This window comes from Thermithiobacillus tepidarius DSM 3134, assembly GCF_000423825.1.
GTDB classification, from domain to species: Bacteria; Pseudomonadota; Gammaproteobacteria; order Acidithiobacillales; family Thermithiobacillaceae; genus Thermithiobacillus; species Thermithiobacillus tepidarius.
Map to the genome: position 1 here is coordinate 15878 of NZ_AUIS01000022.1, position 13773 is coordinate 29650.

Here is a 13773-nt window from a genome sequence, read left to right on the forward strand (position 1 = left end):
CTAGCCCTGCAGCAGGGAGAAATCGGCGATGCGCAGGAAAGCGCCGCGCAGGGTGCCGATCAGGGCCAGGCGATTGGCGCGCAGGGCCGGGTCCTCGGCCATGACCATCACCTCGTCGAAGAAGCGGTCCACCGGCCCGCGCAGGCCGGCCAACAGGTCCAGGGCCGGGCCGTAGTCGCCGACGGCGAGCAGCGCCTCGGTCGGGGCCTGCAGCGCCTGCCAGGCCGTCCACAGGGCGTTTTCGGCGTCCTCGCGCAGCAGCTCGACCCGCACCGCGCCGGTTTCGGTGATGCCTTCCTTGCGCAGGATGTTGCCGATGCGCTTGTTGGCCGCGGCCAGGGCCTCGGCTTCGGGCCGGCTGCGGAAGCGGCTCAGGGCCTCCAGGCGGCTGCGGGCATCCAGGGGATCGCCGGGGCGCAGGCTGAGCACCGCTTCCACGAGGTCGGGCGCGAAGCCTTCCTCGCGGAAGAAGACGCGCAGACGCTCCAGGAAGAAATCGAAAAGCTGCGCCTCGAAGCCGGGGTTGCGGCCGGCGAGGAGGTTGCCGTAGGCCGCCGCGGCCGCCTCGATGGCCGCCGGCAGGTCCAGGACGATTTCGCCCTCCAGCAGGATGCGCAGGATGCCGAGGGCGGCGCGGCGCAGGGCGAAGGGGTCCCGGTCGCCGCTCGGGATCTGGCCGAGTCCGAAAAAGCCGGCCAGGGTGTCCAGCTTGTCCGCCAGGGACAGGGCCTGGGCGCCGGCATCCAGCGGGATGGCGTCGGCGCGCCCCGCCGGCGCATAGTGCCCGCCGATGGCGGCGCTCACCGCGGCGCTTTCGCCGTCATGGCGCGCGTAGTAGCCGCCCATGATGCCCTGCAACTCCGGAAACTCGCCGACCATGCCCGTGAGCAGGTCGCACTTGCACAGCTCGGCGGCCCGCCGCACGGCCTCCGCGTCCGCCCGCACCGCGCCCGCCAGCATGGGCGCCAGGCGCACCAGGCGCTCGCTCTTGTCCAGCAGGCTGCCCAGGCCCTGCTGGAACAGCACCTGCTCCAGCTCGGGCCGGCGCGCCGCCAGCGGGCGCTTGCGGTCCTCGTTCCAGAAGAAGTCGGCGTCGGCCAGCCGGGCGCGCAGCACGCGGCTGTTGCCGTGGATCACCGCGGCCGGGTCGCGGCTTTCCAGGTTGGCGACGAAGATGAAGCGGTTCAGCAGCGCCTTGCCGCCGGCCTCGCGCAGCACGGGGAAGTAGCGCTGGTGCTGAATCATCACCGTGGTCAGCACCTCCGGCGGGATGGCCAGATAGGCTTCCTCGAAGGCGCCCGCCAGCACCACCGGCCATTCCACCAGGCCGGTGACCTCGTCCAGCAGGGTCTCGGGCATGAGGGCCACCCCGCCCAGCTCGGCGGCCAGGCGGCGCACCTCCTCGCCGATGCGCGCGCGCCGGGCGTCGAAGTCGGCCATGACCTTGGCTTCCAGCAGGCAGGCGGCATAATCGGCGGGTTCGGTCACGGCGACCGCCTGCGGGTGCGTCACCCGGTGGCCGTAGCTGACGCCGCCGGCTGTCAGCTCGAAGCAGTGCAACGGCAGCACCTCCTCGCCAAAGCGGGCGAGCAGCCACTGCACCGGACGCACGAAGCTGGCCTGCGAACTGCCCCAGCGCATGCGCTTGCGCAACGGCAGGCGGCTGACGACCTGGGCAATGAGCTCCGGCAGCACCTGCGCGGTGGGGCGGCCCGCTTCCACCTGCCGGTAGACCAGGAACTCGCCCTTGTCGAGGGCCATGCGCTCCAGCTGCGTCACCTCCACGCCGTTGGCGCGGGCAAAGCCCTGCAATGCCGGCGTGGGGTTGCCGGCGGCATCGAAGGCGCGATCCACGGCCGGGCCGCGCTTGATCAGCTCGCGTGCCGCCTGCTCGCCGGCCACGTGGCGCAGGAGCACGGCCAGGCGCCGCGGGGCGGCGAAGGTCCGGCACTCGCCGGCGGCGATCTGCGCCTCGCCGAGGGCGGCCAGCAGGCTTTCGCCCAGGGCCCGGGCCAGCGGCTGCTGGTCCTTGGCCGGGATTTCCTCGCAGCCGATTTCCAGGATGAGATCGCGCACGCTCATGCCTTGCCCTCCAGCAACGGGAAGCCCAGGGCTTCGCGCCGGGCATAGTAGGCCTGCGCCACGCTGCGGGCCAGGTTGCGCACCCGGCCGATGAAGCGGGCGCGCTCGTTCACGCCGATGGCGTGGCGGGCATCCAGCAGGTTGAAGAAATGGGAGCACTCCAGCACGCGCTCGTAGGCGGGCAGGGGCAGGTCCGCCGCCAGCAGTTTTTCGCACTCGGTCTCGGCGGCGGAGAAGCGGTCGAAGAGCTCGGCGGTGTCGGCCAGCTCGAAATTGTAGCGGGACTGTTCCACCTCGTTCTGGTGATAGACGTCGCCGTAGCTGACGCCGGGCGTCCACACCAGGTCGTAGACGCTCTCCACGCCCTGCAGGTACATGGCCAGCCGCTCCAGGCCGTAGGTGATCTCGCCGGTGACGGGGTGGCAGTCGAGGCCGCCCACCTGCTGGAAGTAGGTGAACTGGGTCACTTCCATGCCGTTCAGCCAGACCTCCCAGCCCAGGCCCCAGGCGCCCAGGGTGGGGGACTCCCAGTCGTCCTCCACGAAACGGATGTCATGCACCGTGGGATCGATGCCGATGCGGCGCAGGGAGCCGAGATAGAGCTCCTGGATATCGGTGGGATTGGGCTTCAGGATGACCTGGAACTGGTAGTAATGCTGCAGCCGGTTCGGGTTCTCGCCGTAGCGGCCGTCGGCGGGCCGGCGCGAGGGCTGCACATAGGCGGTGCGCCAGGGTTCCGGGCCGACGGCGCGCAGAAAGGTGGCCGGATGGAAGGTGCCCGCGCCCACCGGCATGTCCAGGGGCTGGAGCAGCACGCAGCCTTGGGCGGACCAGTAGTCCTGCAGGCTGAGGATGAGTTCTTGAAAGGTCACGCTGGCTCTCTGTGGCAAAGAAGCGGTCGCGGGGACCGTCGTTCGCTGATTTTGGATAGCTATTATCTGGACAAAGGCCGCTTACGTCAAAAGCCCCTTCTCCCGGTCGCTTGCCGGAGGCTAATCTGGCCAATCGAGCTGGGCTAGGTTCATAAAAATGTGAAAAGACGCGGTTCAATCTGATAAAAGGAGATCAGCCATGGCTGTGAAGAAAACCGTTTCCGCCTGGACGCTCATCATCATCGGCACCTTGATCGGTGTCTTGGTCTTCGCTTTGGATTATTATTTCAAGCAGCCGGACGAGCCCGATCGCGCCGCCGCCGCGGAATTGAAGAGCAACTTCAATCTGGCCATCAGCACGGTGAAATCCGAGCTGGCCAAGGCGGCGGCGGGCGGCACCGCCACCTCGGACGTCACGGCCGTGTTGAACACGGGCAACCAGAAATCGCCCATCAATCCCAATCACCCCGCCTTCGTGGCCACGGAGCAGGTGCGGGATGACGGCCAGACCATGATCAGTCCGGTCGACATCAACAAGGCCTACCGCGATGGGTTGCCGGTGACGGTAACGCCCGCGCGCAGCCTGAAGAAGGTGGACTCCGGCATCACGCAGCTGTCCATTGACGCCAAGACCGGCGGCGAAGCCCAGGTGCTGCCGCCGCAAAGTTAGCTTGAGGAATTCGTGAAAACCCGCAAAACCCCGTTGCAATCCGTGCCCAAGGTCGGTTTCGTCTCCCTGGGCTGTCCCAAGGCGCTGGTGGACTCCGAGCGCATCCTGACCCAGCTGCGCGCCGAGGGCTACGCCGTGGCGCCGAGCTACGAGGATGCCGACCTGGTGGTGGTCAATACCTGCGGCTTCATCGACGCAGCGGTGGAGGAATCCCTCGACGCCATCGGCGAAGCGCTGGCCGAGAACGGCCGCGTGATCGTCACCGGCTGTCTGGGCGCCCGCGAGGAACAGGTGCGCGCGGCCCATCCGCAGGTGCTGGCGGTGACCGGGCCGCATCAGACCGAGGCGGTGATGGCGGCGGTGCACGAGGCGCTGCCGCCCCGGCACGACCCCTTCACCAGCCTGGTTCCGCCGCAGGGCATCAAGCTCACCCCGGCCCACTATGCCTATCTCAAGATCGCCGAGGGCTGCAATCACCGCTGCACCTTCTGCATCATCCCCGGCATGCGCGGCGATCTCGTCAGCCGCCCGGCGGGCGAGGTGCTGCGCGAGGCGGAAAACCTGGTGGCGGCGGGGGTCAAGGAGCTTTTGGTGATCTCCCAGGACACCAGCGCCTACGGCGTGGACCTCAAATACCGCACCGACTTCTGGGGTGGGCGGCCGGTGAAGACGCGCCTGACCGAACTGGCCCAGGCCCTGGGCTCGCTCGGGGCCTGGGTGCGGCTGCACTACATCTATCCCTATCCCCACGTGGCCGAGCTCATGCCGCTCATGGCCGAGGGCCGGATCCTGCCTTATCTGGACGTGCCCCTGCAGCACGCCAGTCCCGCGGTGCTCAAGGCCATGCGCCGTCCCGGCGGCGCCGAGAGCCATCTGCAGACCATCGCCCAATGGCGCGCCGCCTGTCCGGATCTGGTCATCCGCAGCACCTTCATCACCGGTTTTCCCGGCGAGACCGAAGCCGATTTCGAGCTGCTGCTGGACTTCCTGCGCGGAGCGCGCCTGGACCGCGTCGGTTGCTTCACCTACTCGGAGGTGGAGGGCGCCGCCGCCAACGCACTGCCCAATACCGTGCCGGCGGAGCTGCGCGAGGAACGCAAGGCGCGGCTCATGGCCCTGCAGGCGGAGATCAGCGCCGCCAAGCTGGCCGAGCAGGTGGGCAGGACGATACAGGTCCTGGTGGACGAGGTCGATCCCAGCCAGGACCTGGCCATCGGCCGCAGCTTCCGCGACGCGCCGGAGATCGACGGCATGGTCTTCATCGAGGGCGCCGGTCAGGCGGTGGTGGGCGAGTTCGTCACGGCGCGGGTGGTGGCCAGCGAGGAGCATGACCTGGTGGCGGAGCTGGTGTGAGAGGCTGCCGCCCGTGGCTGTCGGGAGCGGGTGCCGCGTGCACTCCGGCTGAAGCGGGGCGGCGGCAAGGCAGAGAGGAGGCGCAAGTCCCGCAAGGCGGCGTGCGGGAGATCCCCGGGGGCGGTGAGCACCCCCGGAACCGGACGTGTCAGAGCAGCTCGGCGATGCTGTTGGCGGCGCGCTTGGCATCCAGGAACACCAAGCCCAGCTTGGCTTCCTTGCGGGCGATCACCGTCAGGACGGCGTCCTTGCCTGCATGGATGAGCAGGATGTAGCCGTTCTCGCCCTTGACCATCACCTGTTCCAGTTCCCCCCGGCTCAGTTCGGCCGCCGTCCGGTCGCCCAGGGACAGCATGGCGGCGGACATGGCGCCGACCCGATCCTCGTCCATCCCGGCCGAGAGCATCGAGGCGATGGTGAGTCCGTCCGTTGAAATGACCGCCGAGGCCTCGACATCAGCGGAAGCGCCGTTCAGGTCACCGAGGACGGATTTGAGCATCTGTTCACGCATGTTGCATCTCCAAGGCAAATCTCGATCCTTTCGGGATCGAATGAAATACAGTGTAGTCGATATTTCTGAAATGGTCAGCCCAAAGTCGGAGGCTCGACCACGGCACCGGGTTTCGCTCAGGCATAGCGGTTGTTCAGCGCCTGGATCAGGGTGACGAATTCCTGATTCTGCAGCCGCGGCGTCTCGCCGATGATGAGCACGAAATTCTGCTTGCCGATGTACAGCGGCCAGAAGCCGAGTTCGGAGCGGCCGGCCGGGTCCACCAGGGCCCAGGCCTCGGTGGCCAGCTTCAGGTTGTTCTTCAGCAGGCGGCCATGGCGCGCGTGCAGGGCCAGCAGGTCGCCGGCCAAGCCGGCCAGCTCTTCCGCGGCTTCGTGGGGGTAGCCGCTGGCCGCAAGATAGAAACCGTTGTCGTCCGCCAGCACCGCCTTGCCCTTGTCCGAAAGACGGCCGATCAGGGCCGGGAGCACGTCCTCCAGGCGCTCCTGGGGGGCGGGCATGGGAGTTTCGACGCCGCGCACCAGTCCCAGGCGCTGCAGGCGGAACAATACCTTCAAACCGTCCTCGACGCTGTCGGCTCCGGTCCACTCCAGCACCTGGCCGTCGCTGAGCGGGCTGTGTTCGCCGTGGCGCAGGATGCTCAGCAGGGTCTGCCGGCTGTTGTCGGGCTGGGGACTGGCTACGGCGTAAAAGGCGCCGGCGGGGGTAGCCTGGGCGTACAGCTCGCCGGCCAGGGTGAGTTCAACTGCCATGCTTAGCCTTCTAGACCGGGGTCAATGGAAAAGAGCAATGCCATCACCAGGTTCTTGACGTCCTCGCGGCTGCGGCCGTCGACTTCGAAGATGGGTGGGCGCATGCCCTTCTGGCTCAGCGCTTCGGCGTATTCGGTAATGCTGGGGGAAGCGCTCAGGTCCGTTTTGGTCACCCCGATGACCACCGGCACGTGCTCGATGAAGTCCTTGAAGGCATTCAGGAAGAAATGCAGATCCTTGTGCGGGTTCTTGCGGGTATTGTCCAGCATCAGCACCAGGCCCAGCCCGCCCTTGGTCAGGATGTCCCACATGAAGTCGAAGCGCTCCTGCCCCGGCGTGCCGTACAGGTGCACTTTGGTCTGTTCATCCAGGCGGAGCACGCCGTAATCCATGGCGACGGTGGTGTAGCCCTTGCGGTTCAGGGTCATGTCCGAGGCCGCCGCGTCGGTCTTGACCGGAGCCGTGTCGCTGATGGCCGCGATGGCGGTCGTCTTTCCGGCGCCCACCGGGCCGGTAAAGATGATTTTGTTGTCCTGTCTCAAGTCCTGCTCTCCTTGTGGATGATCCGGCCGGCACGCGGCCGGCGCACTCCTTGTACGTGACGGCGCAGCCCGCTACAGGCCGGCGATTTTCCTCAGCAAGCGGTTCAGGAAGCCCTGCTGCGGCTTGGCGGCGGCCGGCGCGGCCTGCGGCTGGGCCGGGGGCGGGGCCATGCTCTCGCTCCGCTCGGTGGCTGGCCGGGCCTGGGGGAGCTGCAGCAGATCCAGGCTATGCGCGGCGGCCAGAAAGTTGAAGATGTCGGCCGGAGCCACCTGCAGCATCTTGGCCATCAGGACCGGGTGCGCCGGCGAGCGCACAAGGAAGGCGGCCATGCGCAGGGCGTTGGGTATGGGGGCCAGGCGCGTCAGGTTGGGCCAGTGCTTGAGCTGCACGGGCATATTGAGCGGCAGGGTTTTCATGAGGCGGCCGTTGGCACTCCAGATGGCCACCTGCCACAGCAGCGCCATGAAGGTGAGCTGCCGCAGGGCCCCGCTGCCGTCCTCGTCGCCGGCCTGCGGCGTGCGGGCCCGGAACTGATCCTGCTCGCGGCGGGCGGCCTGCTGCAGGGACTCTTCTGCTACCAGCAGGCGCACTTCGTTCTCCTCGGGATGGACGATCATCAGCTTCCGGCCGCCGGCATCCACCACCGTGGCGGGAATGCGATCCCGCCGGATCATTTGCAGCAGACCGAACAGGCCTTGCCGCGGATCGAAGTATTCCACGTCCTCCGGCCGGATGCCCACGGCCAAGCGCTCGGAGATGGCGCTGCTGGCAGGGGCCGCGGGCCGGTTGGCTCCCGGAGCTGCCTCCGGCGTCGCAGGACCACCCGCGGCCGGTGCGCTCGCGCCAGGCCGGCTGGCCGTAGGCGCGACCGCAGGCTGCGGAGTGCTGGCCGCCGGGGCGGCACCGGCCTGCCGGATCTGGATCGGCGCGGCGGGGGGGGCGCCGGTCGGCCTGCCGCTGCGCAGGGCCTCCAGTTGCGGAAAGAGGTTTTCCATGCGCACCGGCTTTTGCAGTACCGGCACCGGCGAGTTGTCCACCGGGTGCACCGACACGATGAGGGCGGGCAGCTCAGGATGCTCGGCGCGGAACTGATCCCACAGGCCGATGCCGTCGGGCCCGTCGATATCGACGATGGCCAGTTGCGGACGTTGACTCTCGCCGGGCTCCAGCAGCCGGTACTGGGCCTTGCTGTACATCTTGAAAGCCATGCGGAACACGGCCTGCTTGCGCGTGTCCATGCCGACGGTCAGCACGAGGATTTCACGGGTGGGGAAGGGCGTAATGGTCATGAATACCTCAAACAGCGCGTCTACTGGTTTGGCCCTTTAAGCGATCGCCAACTTCAATCATGAGCCGGAGGGTGTCTTCCGGAGGCAGCTGCTCTCCGTGCAGGATGCTTTCCGTAAAGCGGGTAAAGCGGTTCAGGTCGCCCATGCGCTCGTACATTTCCATCAGCGGAAGATAGTACAGGCCTTCCTGCGGGCTGGTGTGGACTGCGCTTTCCAGGTGGTCGATGGCCTCTTCCACTTGGCCGAACTCCAGCAATTGGTCGAACTCCTGCAGGATGCGATCGTCGCTGTCGCTGCCCACCATGCTGATCTGCGTCCGCAGGCGCTCCTCGACCAGCGGCGGATTGCTGAAGGGGATGGCAGCCAGCGGCACATGCAGGCCCCAGGCATTGGCGAGCAGGGCCAGATCGCCTTCGCCGGCATCCACGTCCAGCAGGTGTTCGAGCAGGGGGTGGCGGCCCAGGCGGAAGCCGAGGTCGAGCAGGCGCTGGCGCAGGCTCTGCCCGGCGCCCCACAGGGTCAGGTACAGGGACAGCAGCGCCTCCGCATAGGCTTCGAGCCGCTGCTGCTGGTAGAGAACCTTCAAGAGCTCGACGTGGTAGGCCAGCTTGCGCGGCTCGAAGAGGGTGCCGCGCCGCAAGATGTCGATGGCGCTGCCCGGGTCATCGAGTTCCAGATGGATGTGGGCGATTTCGATGGGCGACAGATGGGCGCGCAGCGCCTGCGCCTCCAGCGGCGCCAGCGTGCCCCGCAGCCGCCCTTCACCCCGGATCAGGGCCAGATCGCCGGACGCGGCGCCGGCCGGGCCGGCGGCGCTGGGCCGCACGTCCGCGAAGTCCAGCCCGCTGAGATCCAGCGGTTCCGGGTTGATCAGCGCCTGCTTGAGCGCGTGCTGTGCGCGGCTCAGCGAGGACTGGGCATGGAGCGCTTCGCTCTGTTCGGGATGCGCTGCGGCGGGCAGGGGTGCGGCCGGGGACTGGGTGTCGGCGAGCAGGCGATCCACCGCGTCCACGTCGAGGCCCAGATAGCTTTCCGCCAGCACGCGCAGTTGCAGGCTCGCCGGGTCGGCGCGCAGGCCGCGGAGAATGCCCTCGCGGCAGCTGGCTTCATCGGGGAAGAGGGTGCAGAGGCGTTCCTGGATCTCGGCGTAGCCGTCCAGGTCGGGAATATCCAGGTAGATGTCCTGCAGGCGCTGCAGCATCGCCAAGTCGACGGCGTGATGTTCCACGTGCCAGCGCAGGGTGGCGGCGGCCTGTTCCAGATGGCCATAGGCCAGATAGACTTCCACTTCTTCCAGCGGGTCCACTTCGTAGACTTCCGCCGAGGTGACGGGCAGGCTGCTGTCGGCGCTCTCGCCAGCGGCTGAGGGGTCGGCGGCTGCGGCTGGTGCGGCCGCCGCTGGTTGCTGCTGCTTGGCGTGGGGCCGCTCCCGCTTGGCGAGGGTGGCTTCCACCCAGGCGGCCCGGCTGGCCTTGCGCAGCTGCTGGCGTTGGCGGAGCTTGATCAGCAAGGCCAGCAGCAGCAAGATCAGCAGACCGGCAATCACGGCCAGGCTGGCGGCCGGCAGGTCGGCAATGCCGCTGAGAAGGGGGGTGATCAGGTCCATTCCTCGCCTTGGGGTATGTGTTCGGGCTTGCGGTGATTGTGCTTGTATCCGCGCCCATATTATTGGAATTAGTAGTCAACATAGTCGCTGTGCCGGGCTTGTCAAGCCGCGAAGTAGGCCGCCAGTTCGGCCACGCGCCGGCCGGCGTTGCGCTCGCCGAGGCCGGCGGCGCTGATGCTGGCCTGGTAGCCCTGCAGGAAGGCGGGCAGTGCCCGCACCACCACCATCTGACGCTCGCGGCTGACGCCGTACAGGGGCCAGTCGGCCCGCCATCCGGCGCCGGGCTGGGTGCTGCAGACCGCCGCGCCCCAGCCGCGCGCGTGGAGATTCCAGACGTGCTCCCGCACCACCAGTTGATGGGCGGCCGGCGCCCCGGCCAAGCCGGCATGGGGACCGAAGTGCTCGACCTGCAGGTCGCCGGCCAGATCCGACAACAGCAGGTCGAGCCGCTTGAGGGCATCGCGCAGGGCCGGCTGGGAGGGCTGCGCGCCGCCGTGGGCGGCATCGCGCAGTAGCTGAACAAAGGGTTGCTGCATCTTGCGTCTCCGTGGAGGCTGAAAGCTTGGCGGCGCTGGCGCCACTGATCCGTCGAAGCTGTCTATTGAACAGCAATTGCGCCCGGCTTTGAAGCATGGACGGGAATATTTTTCGGCAGCCGGGCGTTAGGGCTTTTGCCGGCTTTGGGCTATACTGCGGAGCTTCCATATCCCGGCCCGTGTAAAGCAGCAGAGCGTGCATGAAGGTACAACATTCTGACGAGAACGCGTCCAGCCTCTGCCAGGTGGCCCGCGATGTCATTCAGCTGGAGGCGGAGGCGGTGGCCGCGCTGGCGCCGCGCATCGGCCCGGACTTCGACCGGGCCTGCGCTCTGCTGCTGGGTTGCCCGGGCCGCATCGTGGTCACCGGCATGGGCAAGTCCGGCATCATCGGCAAGAAGATCGCCGCCACCCTGGCCAGCACCGGCAGCCCGGCGCTCTTCCTGCACCCGGCGGAGGGCAGCCATGGCGATCTCGGCATGCTCACGCGCCAGGACGTGCTGGTGGCGCTGTCCAACTCCGGCGAGACGGCCGAGCTGCTGGCCATCCTGCCGCTGGTCAAGCGCATGCAGGTGCCGACCGTGGCCCTGACCGGGCGCCCGGAATCGACCCTGGCGCGCATGGCCGACGTGCATCTGGACGTGGCGGTTGCCCGCGAGGCCTGTCCCCACAATCTGGCGCCGACTGCCTCCACCACCGCCGCCCTGGCCATGGGCGATGCGCTGGCCATGGCCCTGCTGCATGCCCGCGGCTTCACCATGGAGGACTTCGCCCTGTCGCACCCGGGCGGCGCCCTGGGACGGCGCCTGCTGCTGCGGGTGAGCGATCTCATGCATGCGGGCGGGCGGGTGCCGCGGGTCACGCCCGAGACGCCCCTGCGCCAAGCCATCTACGAGATCAGCAGCAAGGGCTTGGGCATGACCGCGGTGGTGGACGGCGACGGCCGTCTGCTGGGCATTTTCACCGACGGCGACCTGCGGCGCGCCCTGGATCGCGGCGCCGGGCTGCTGGACACTCCCATGGGCCAGCTGATGCATCCCGAGCCGCACACCATCGGCCCTCAGGCCTTGGCTGCCGAAGCCTTGGCCCTGATGGAACGGCACCGCATCAACGGGCTGCTGATCGTCGAGGACGGCCGCCTGGTGGGCGCGCTGAACATGCATGATCTGCTGCGGGCGGGCGTGGTATGAATATGGAGTTTCAGGCACGGGCGCAACCTATCCGCCTGCTGGTGGTCGATGTAGACGGAGTGCTCACCGACGGCAGCATCTTCATGGACAACGAGGGGCAGGAGTACAAAGCCTTCAACGTGCGCGACGGCCATGGCCTCAAGCTGCTGCAGCGCGCGGGCATCATGGTCGCCATCATCACCGGGCGCAGTTCCGGCGTGGTGGCCCATCGCGCCCGCGAGCTGGGCATCGCGCACGTCTTCCAGGGGATCCAGGACAAGCGCCTGGCCTACGCCGAGCTGAAGCTGGCCACGGGCCTGGCGGATCATCAGATCGCCTACATGGGCGATGACGTGGTGGATCTGCCGGTGATGGTCCGGGTGGGCTTGGCGGCGGCGCCCGGCGATGCCCACCCGCTGGTGCAAGCGCAGGCGCATTACGTCGCCCGGCAGCCGGGCGGCCGCGGCGCCGTGCGCGAGCTGTGTGAGCTGCTGCTGCAGAGCCAGGGGCATTGGGACGGCATCGTGGCGGCCTATCTGGATCGGGAAATGGCATGAGGGTCCGGGCATTCGGCACGCCGGCCTTCGCGCCGGGCACCCTGCTCGCCGTCCTGCTGCTGATCGGGGCGCTGCTGCTGACATGGCAGGAGCCGGAGGCGCCCGGTCCGCAGCTGGACTGGCAGGGCAGCACTCGGCGCGGCGACGTGGCGGCCGAGGATGTGCTGCTGCTGCAGTTCCGCCCCGACGGGCAGCTGGATTTCCGGGCGACGGCGACGCACGCCTATCATGATCCCGCCCAGCGGGCCACCTTTCTCTACGGGCTGCATCTCATGCGGCCGCAGGCCCAGGGGCCGCTGACCCTGCAGTCGCGCTCGGGCCGGGTGCTGGATGCCAGCCGGGTGGTCGACCTGTATCAGGATGTGCGCATCGACATGGCGCCGGATTATCGCGCCCTGACCCAGGCGCTGCGCTATGATCCCGCTGCCGGCCTGGTGAGTACCGGATTGCCGGTGCGCCTGCTGCGCGGCGACGACTGGATGACGGGCGTGGGGCTGCGCTTGTCCATTCCCGAACGCACGGCGGAGTTGATGTCACAGGTGAGGGCATACTATGCGCCTTAGGGCAGTAGGGTTAATTTTGGCCTGCCTGGCGGGCGGCACGGGGGCGGCCCTGGCCGCGCCCCAAAGCCGGGTCGGCAATGCGCCGATCCAGGTCAGTGCCGACCGGCTGCTGGTGGAGGACAAGCAGAACCGGGCCACCTACAGCGGCAATGTGGAGGTCAAGCAGGGCGACCTGACCATCACCGCCCAGAAGGTGGTGATCCAGGCCGATGCGCGCACGGTGGAGCGGGTGGTGGCGACCGGCAATCCCGTGCGCCTGAACCAGCTCAACCGGCGCGGCGAGGGCCGTCAGCTGGTCTACGAGCCGCAGCGCCAGGTGATCACCCTGAGCGGCAATGCCCACGTCTGGCAGGATCAGAATGAAGTGACGGGAGAGCGCATCGTCTACTATGTGCAGCAGCAGCGCACCGAGGTCAGCAGCGAAGGCCAGGGGCGGGTCAAATCCATCTTCTATCCCAAGCAGGGGGAGGCCGCCGCGCCCGGCGGCACGGCGCCAAGCCCATGACGACCCTGCTGGCTGAGCACCTGTCCAAGGGCTACCGCCGCCGGATGGTGGTCAATGACGTGTCGCTGCGGGTGGAGCAGGGCGAGATCGTCGGCCTGCTCGGGCCGAACGGCGCGGGCAAGACCACCACTTTCTACATGATCGTCGGCCTGATCCGGCCCGATGCGGGCCACATCACCATCGACGGGCAGGACATCAGCACCCTGCCCATGCACCTGCGCGCGCGCCTGGGGCTCGGCTATCTGCCGCAGGAAGCCTCCGTGTTCCGCAAGATGAGCGTGGCGGACAACATTCTGGCCGTGCTGGAGACCCTGCCTTTGTCGGAGAAGGAAAGGCAGACCCGCCTTGAGACTTTGCTGGCCGAACTCCATATACAACATATCCGGGACACGCTGGGGCACAGCCTCTCCGGCGGCGAGCGGCGGCGGGTGGAGATCGCCCGGGCGCTGGCCACCGAACCCAAGTTCATTCTGCTGGACGAGCCCTTCGCCGGCGTCGATCCCATTTCCGTGCTGGAGATCCAGCGCTTGATCGAGGGACTGAAAAGTCACAACATTGGCGTATTGATTACGGACCACAATGTCCGCGAAACGCTGGGCATCTGCGAGCGGGCTTACATTCTCAATGATGGCGCCGTATTGACCACGGGAACGCCCGAAGAGATCATCTATAATGATACGGTAAGGAAAGTGTATCTCGGTGAGAGTTTCCGCATTTGACCTGCCGTTCGCGAAGCCAAGTCTGCAGGATTAGGGAAGTTGGCTT

15 protein-coding genes are annotated in these 13773 nt (G+C 67.8%); 7 read left to right on the forward strand and 8 right to left on the reverse strand.

Going from position 1 to position 13773, the window contains the following annotated elements:
* Both glyS and glyQ read right to left on the reverse strand, forming a co-directional pair.
* Positions 1-2082 (reverse strand): glycine--tRNA ligase subunit beta, encoded by a 2082-nt coding sequence (gene glyS, locus G579_RS0110520; protein WP_028990155.1) that lies wholly within the window; start codon positions 2080-2082, stop codon positions 1-3.
* The gene (gene glyQ, locus G579_RS0110525) at positions 2079-2954 is read right to left on the reverse strand and encodes a glycine--tRNA ligase subunit alpha (protein WP_028990156.1); all 876 of its coding nucleotides are present in this window, start codon (positions 2952-2954) and stop codon (positions 2079-2081) included. The genes glyS and glyQ overlap by 4 nt, the downstream gene beginning before the upstream one ends.
* Positions 2955-3153: 199 nt before the next feature.
* Here glyQ and G579_RS0110530 point away from each other — a divergent pair, with 199 nt between their 5' ends.
* Both G579_RS0110530 and rimO read left to right on the forward strand, forming a co-directional pair.
* Positions 3154-3624, forward strand: coding sequence for a hypothetical protein (locus G579_RS0110530; RefSeq protein WP_028990157.1), 471 nt, complete (start codon positions 3154-3156; stop codon positions 3622-3624).
* A 12-nt stretch (positions 3625-3636) separates the two neighbouring features.
* Entirely contained in the window at positions 3637-4977 is a 1341-nt protein-coding gene (rimO, locus tag G579_RS0110535) for a 30S ribosomal protein S12 methylthiotransferase RimO (RefSeq protein ID WP_028990158.1), read from the forward strand.
* Between the two features lie 148 nt (positions 4978-5125).
* On the opposite strand, the gene G579_RS0110540 is transcribed toward rimO, so the two are convergent.
* The 6 genes from G579_RS0110540 to G579_RS0110565 form a co-directional block, all read right to left on the reverse strand.
* Positions 5126-5488, reverse strand: a complete 363-nt coding sequence (locus tag G579_RS0110540; RefSeq protein ID WP_028990159.1) for a roadblock/LC7 domain-containing protein — start codon at positions 5486-5488, stop codon at positions 5126-5128.
* 116 nt (positions 5489-5604) lie between these two features.
* Positions 5605-6240 (reverse strand): hypothetical protein, encoded by a 636-nt coding sequence (locus G579_RS0110545; protein ID WP_028990160.1) that lies wholly within the window; start codon positions 6238-6240, stop codon positions 5605-5607.
* A gap of 2 nt (positions 6241-6242) precedes the next feature.
* Entirely contained in the window at positions 6243-6782 is a 540-nt protein-coding gene (locus G579_RS0110550; RefSeq protein ID WP_028990161.1) for a GTP-binding protein, read from the reverse strand.
* A gap of 72 nt (positions 6783-6854) precedes the next feature.
* Entirely contained in the window at positions 6855-8072 is a 1218-nt protein-coding gene (locus tag G579_RS0110555) for a response regulator (RefSeq protein WP_028990162.1), read from the reverse strand.
* 7 nt (positions 8073-8079) lie between these two features.
* Positions 8080-9678: a type IV pilus assembly protein FimV gene (locus tag G579_RS0110560; RefSeq protein WP_051181395.1), complete on the reverse strand. Its 1599-nt coding sequence runs from the start codon at positions 9676-9678 to the stop codon at positions 8080-8082.
* Between the two features lie 101 nt (positions 9679-9779).
* Complete coding sequence (locus G579_RS0110565; RefSeq protein ID WP_028990164.1) at positions 9780-10214, reverse strand: hypothetical protein; 435 nt, start codon at positions 10212-10214, stop codon at positions 9780-9782.
* A gap of 200 nt (positions 10215-10414) precedes the next feature.
* Between G579_RS0110565 and G579_RS0110570 the strand changes: the two genes are divergently transcribed.
* Genes G579_RS0110570 through lptB form a run of 5 tightly spaced genes read left to right on the forward strand, consistent with a single transcriptional unit; the run spans position 10415 to position 13727 of the window.
* On the forward strand, positions 10415-11404 hold the full coding sequence (locus G579_RS0110570) for a KpsF/GutQ family sugar-phosphate isomerase (protein WP_028990165.1): 990 nt from the start codon (positions 10415-10417) through the stop codon (positions 11402-11404).
* Positions 11401-11940: a 3-deoxy-manno-octulosonate-8-phosphatase KdsC gene (gene kdsC / locus G579_RS0110575; RefSeq protein ID WP_211218719.1), complete on the forward strand. Its 540-nt coding sequence runs from the start codon at positions 11401-11403 to the stop codon at positions 11938-11940. The genes G579_RS0110570 and kdsC overlap by 4 nt, the downstream gene beginning before the upstream one ends.
* Complete coding sequence (gene lptC, locus G579_RS0110580) at positions 11937-12503, forward strand: LPS export ABC transporter periplasmic protein LptC (protein ID WP_051181397.1); 567 nt, start codon at positions 11937-11939, stop codon at positions 12501-12503. Before kdsC ends, lptC begins: the two co-directional genes overlap by 4 nt.
* A gap of 16 nt (positions 12504-12519) precedes the next feature.
* Positions 12520-13008: a lipopolysaccharide transport periplasmic protein LptA gene (gene lptA, locus G579_RS17045; RefSeq protein ID WP_051181398.1), complete on the forward strand. Its 489-nt coding sequence runs from the start codon at positions 12520-12522 to the stop codon at positions 13006-13008.
* Entirely contained in the window at positions 13005-13727 is a 723-nt protein-coding gene (gene lptB / locus G579_RS0110590; protein ID WP_028990168.1) for an LPS export ABC transporter ATP-binding protein, read from the forward strand. The genes lptA and lptB overlap by 4 nt, the downstream gene beginning before the upstream one ends.
* Positions 13728-13773 lie beyond the last annotated feature (46 nt).

Excerpts from the sequence above, each read along its gene's own strand:
- glyS (WP_028990155.1), bottom strand. The coding sequence starts at position 2,082 with ATGAGCGTGCGCGATCTCATCCTGGAAATCGGCTGCGAGGAAATCCCG.
- G579_RS0110530 (WP_028990157.1), top strand. The coding sequence starts at position 3,154 with ATGGCTGTGAAGAAAACCGTTTCCGCCTGGACGCTCATCATCATCGGC.
- G579_RS0110540 (WP_028990159.1), bottom strand. The coding sequence starts at position 5,488 with ATGCGTGAACAGATGCTCAAATCCGTCCTCGGTGACCTGAACGGCGCT.
- G579_RS0110545 (WP_028990160.1), bottom strand. The coding sequence starts at position 6,240 with ATGGCAGTTGAACTCACCCTGGCCGGCGAGCTGTACGCCCAGGCTACC.
- G579_RS0110555 (WP_028990162.1), bottom strand. The coding sequence starts at position 8,072 with ATGACCATTACGCCCTTCCCCACCCGTGAAATCCTCGTGCTGACCGTC.
- G579_RS0110560 (WP_051181395.1), bottom strand. The coding sequence starts at position 9,678 with ATGGACCTGATCACCCCCCTTCTCAGCGGCATTGCCGACCTGCCGGCC.
- G579_RS0110565 (WP_028990164.1), bottom strand. The coding sequence starts at position 10,214 with ATGCAGCAACCCTTTGTTCAGCTACTGCGCGATGCCGCCCACGGCGGC.
- G579_RS0110570 (WP_028990165.1), top strand. The coding sequence starts at position 10,415 with ATGAAGGTACAACATTCTGACGAGAACGCGTCCAGCCTCTGCCAGGTG.
- kdsC (WP_211218719.1), top strand. The coding sequence starts at position 11,401 with ATGAATATGGAGTTTCAGGCACGGGCGCAACCTATCCGCCTGCTGGTG.
- lptC (WP_051181397.1), top strand. The coding sequence starts at position 11,937 with ATGAGGGTCCGGGCATTCGGCACGCCGGCCTTCGCGCCGGGCACCCTG.
- lptB (WP_028990168.1), top strand. The coding sequence starts at position 13,005 with ATGACGACCCTGCTGGCTGAGCACCTGTCCAAGGGCTACCGCCGCCGG.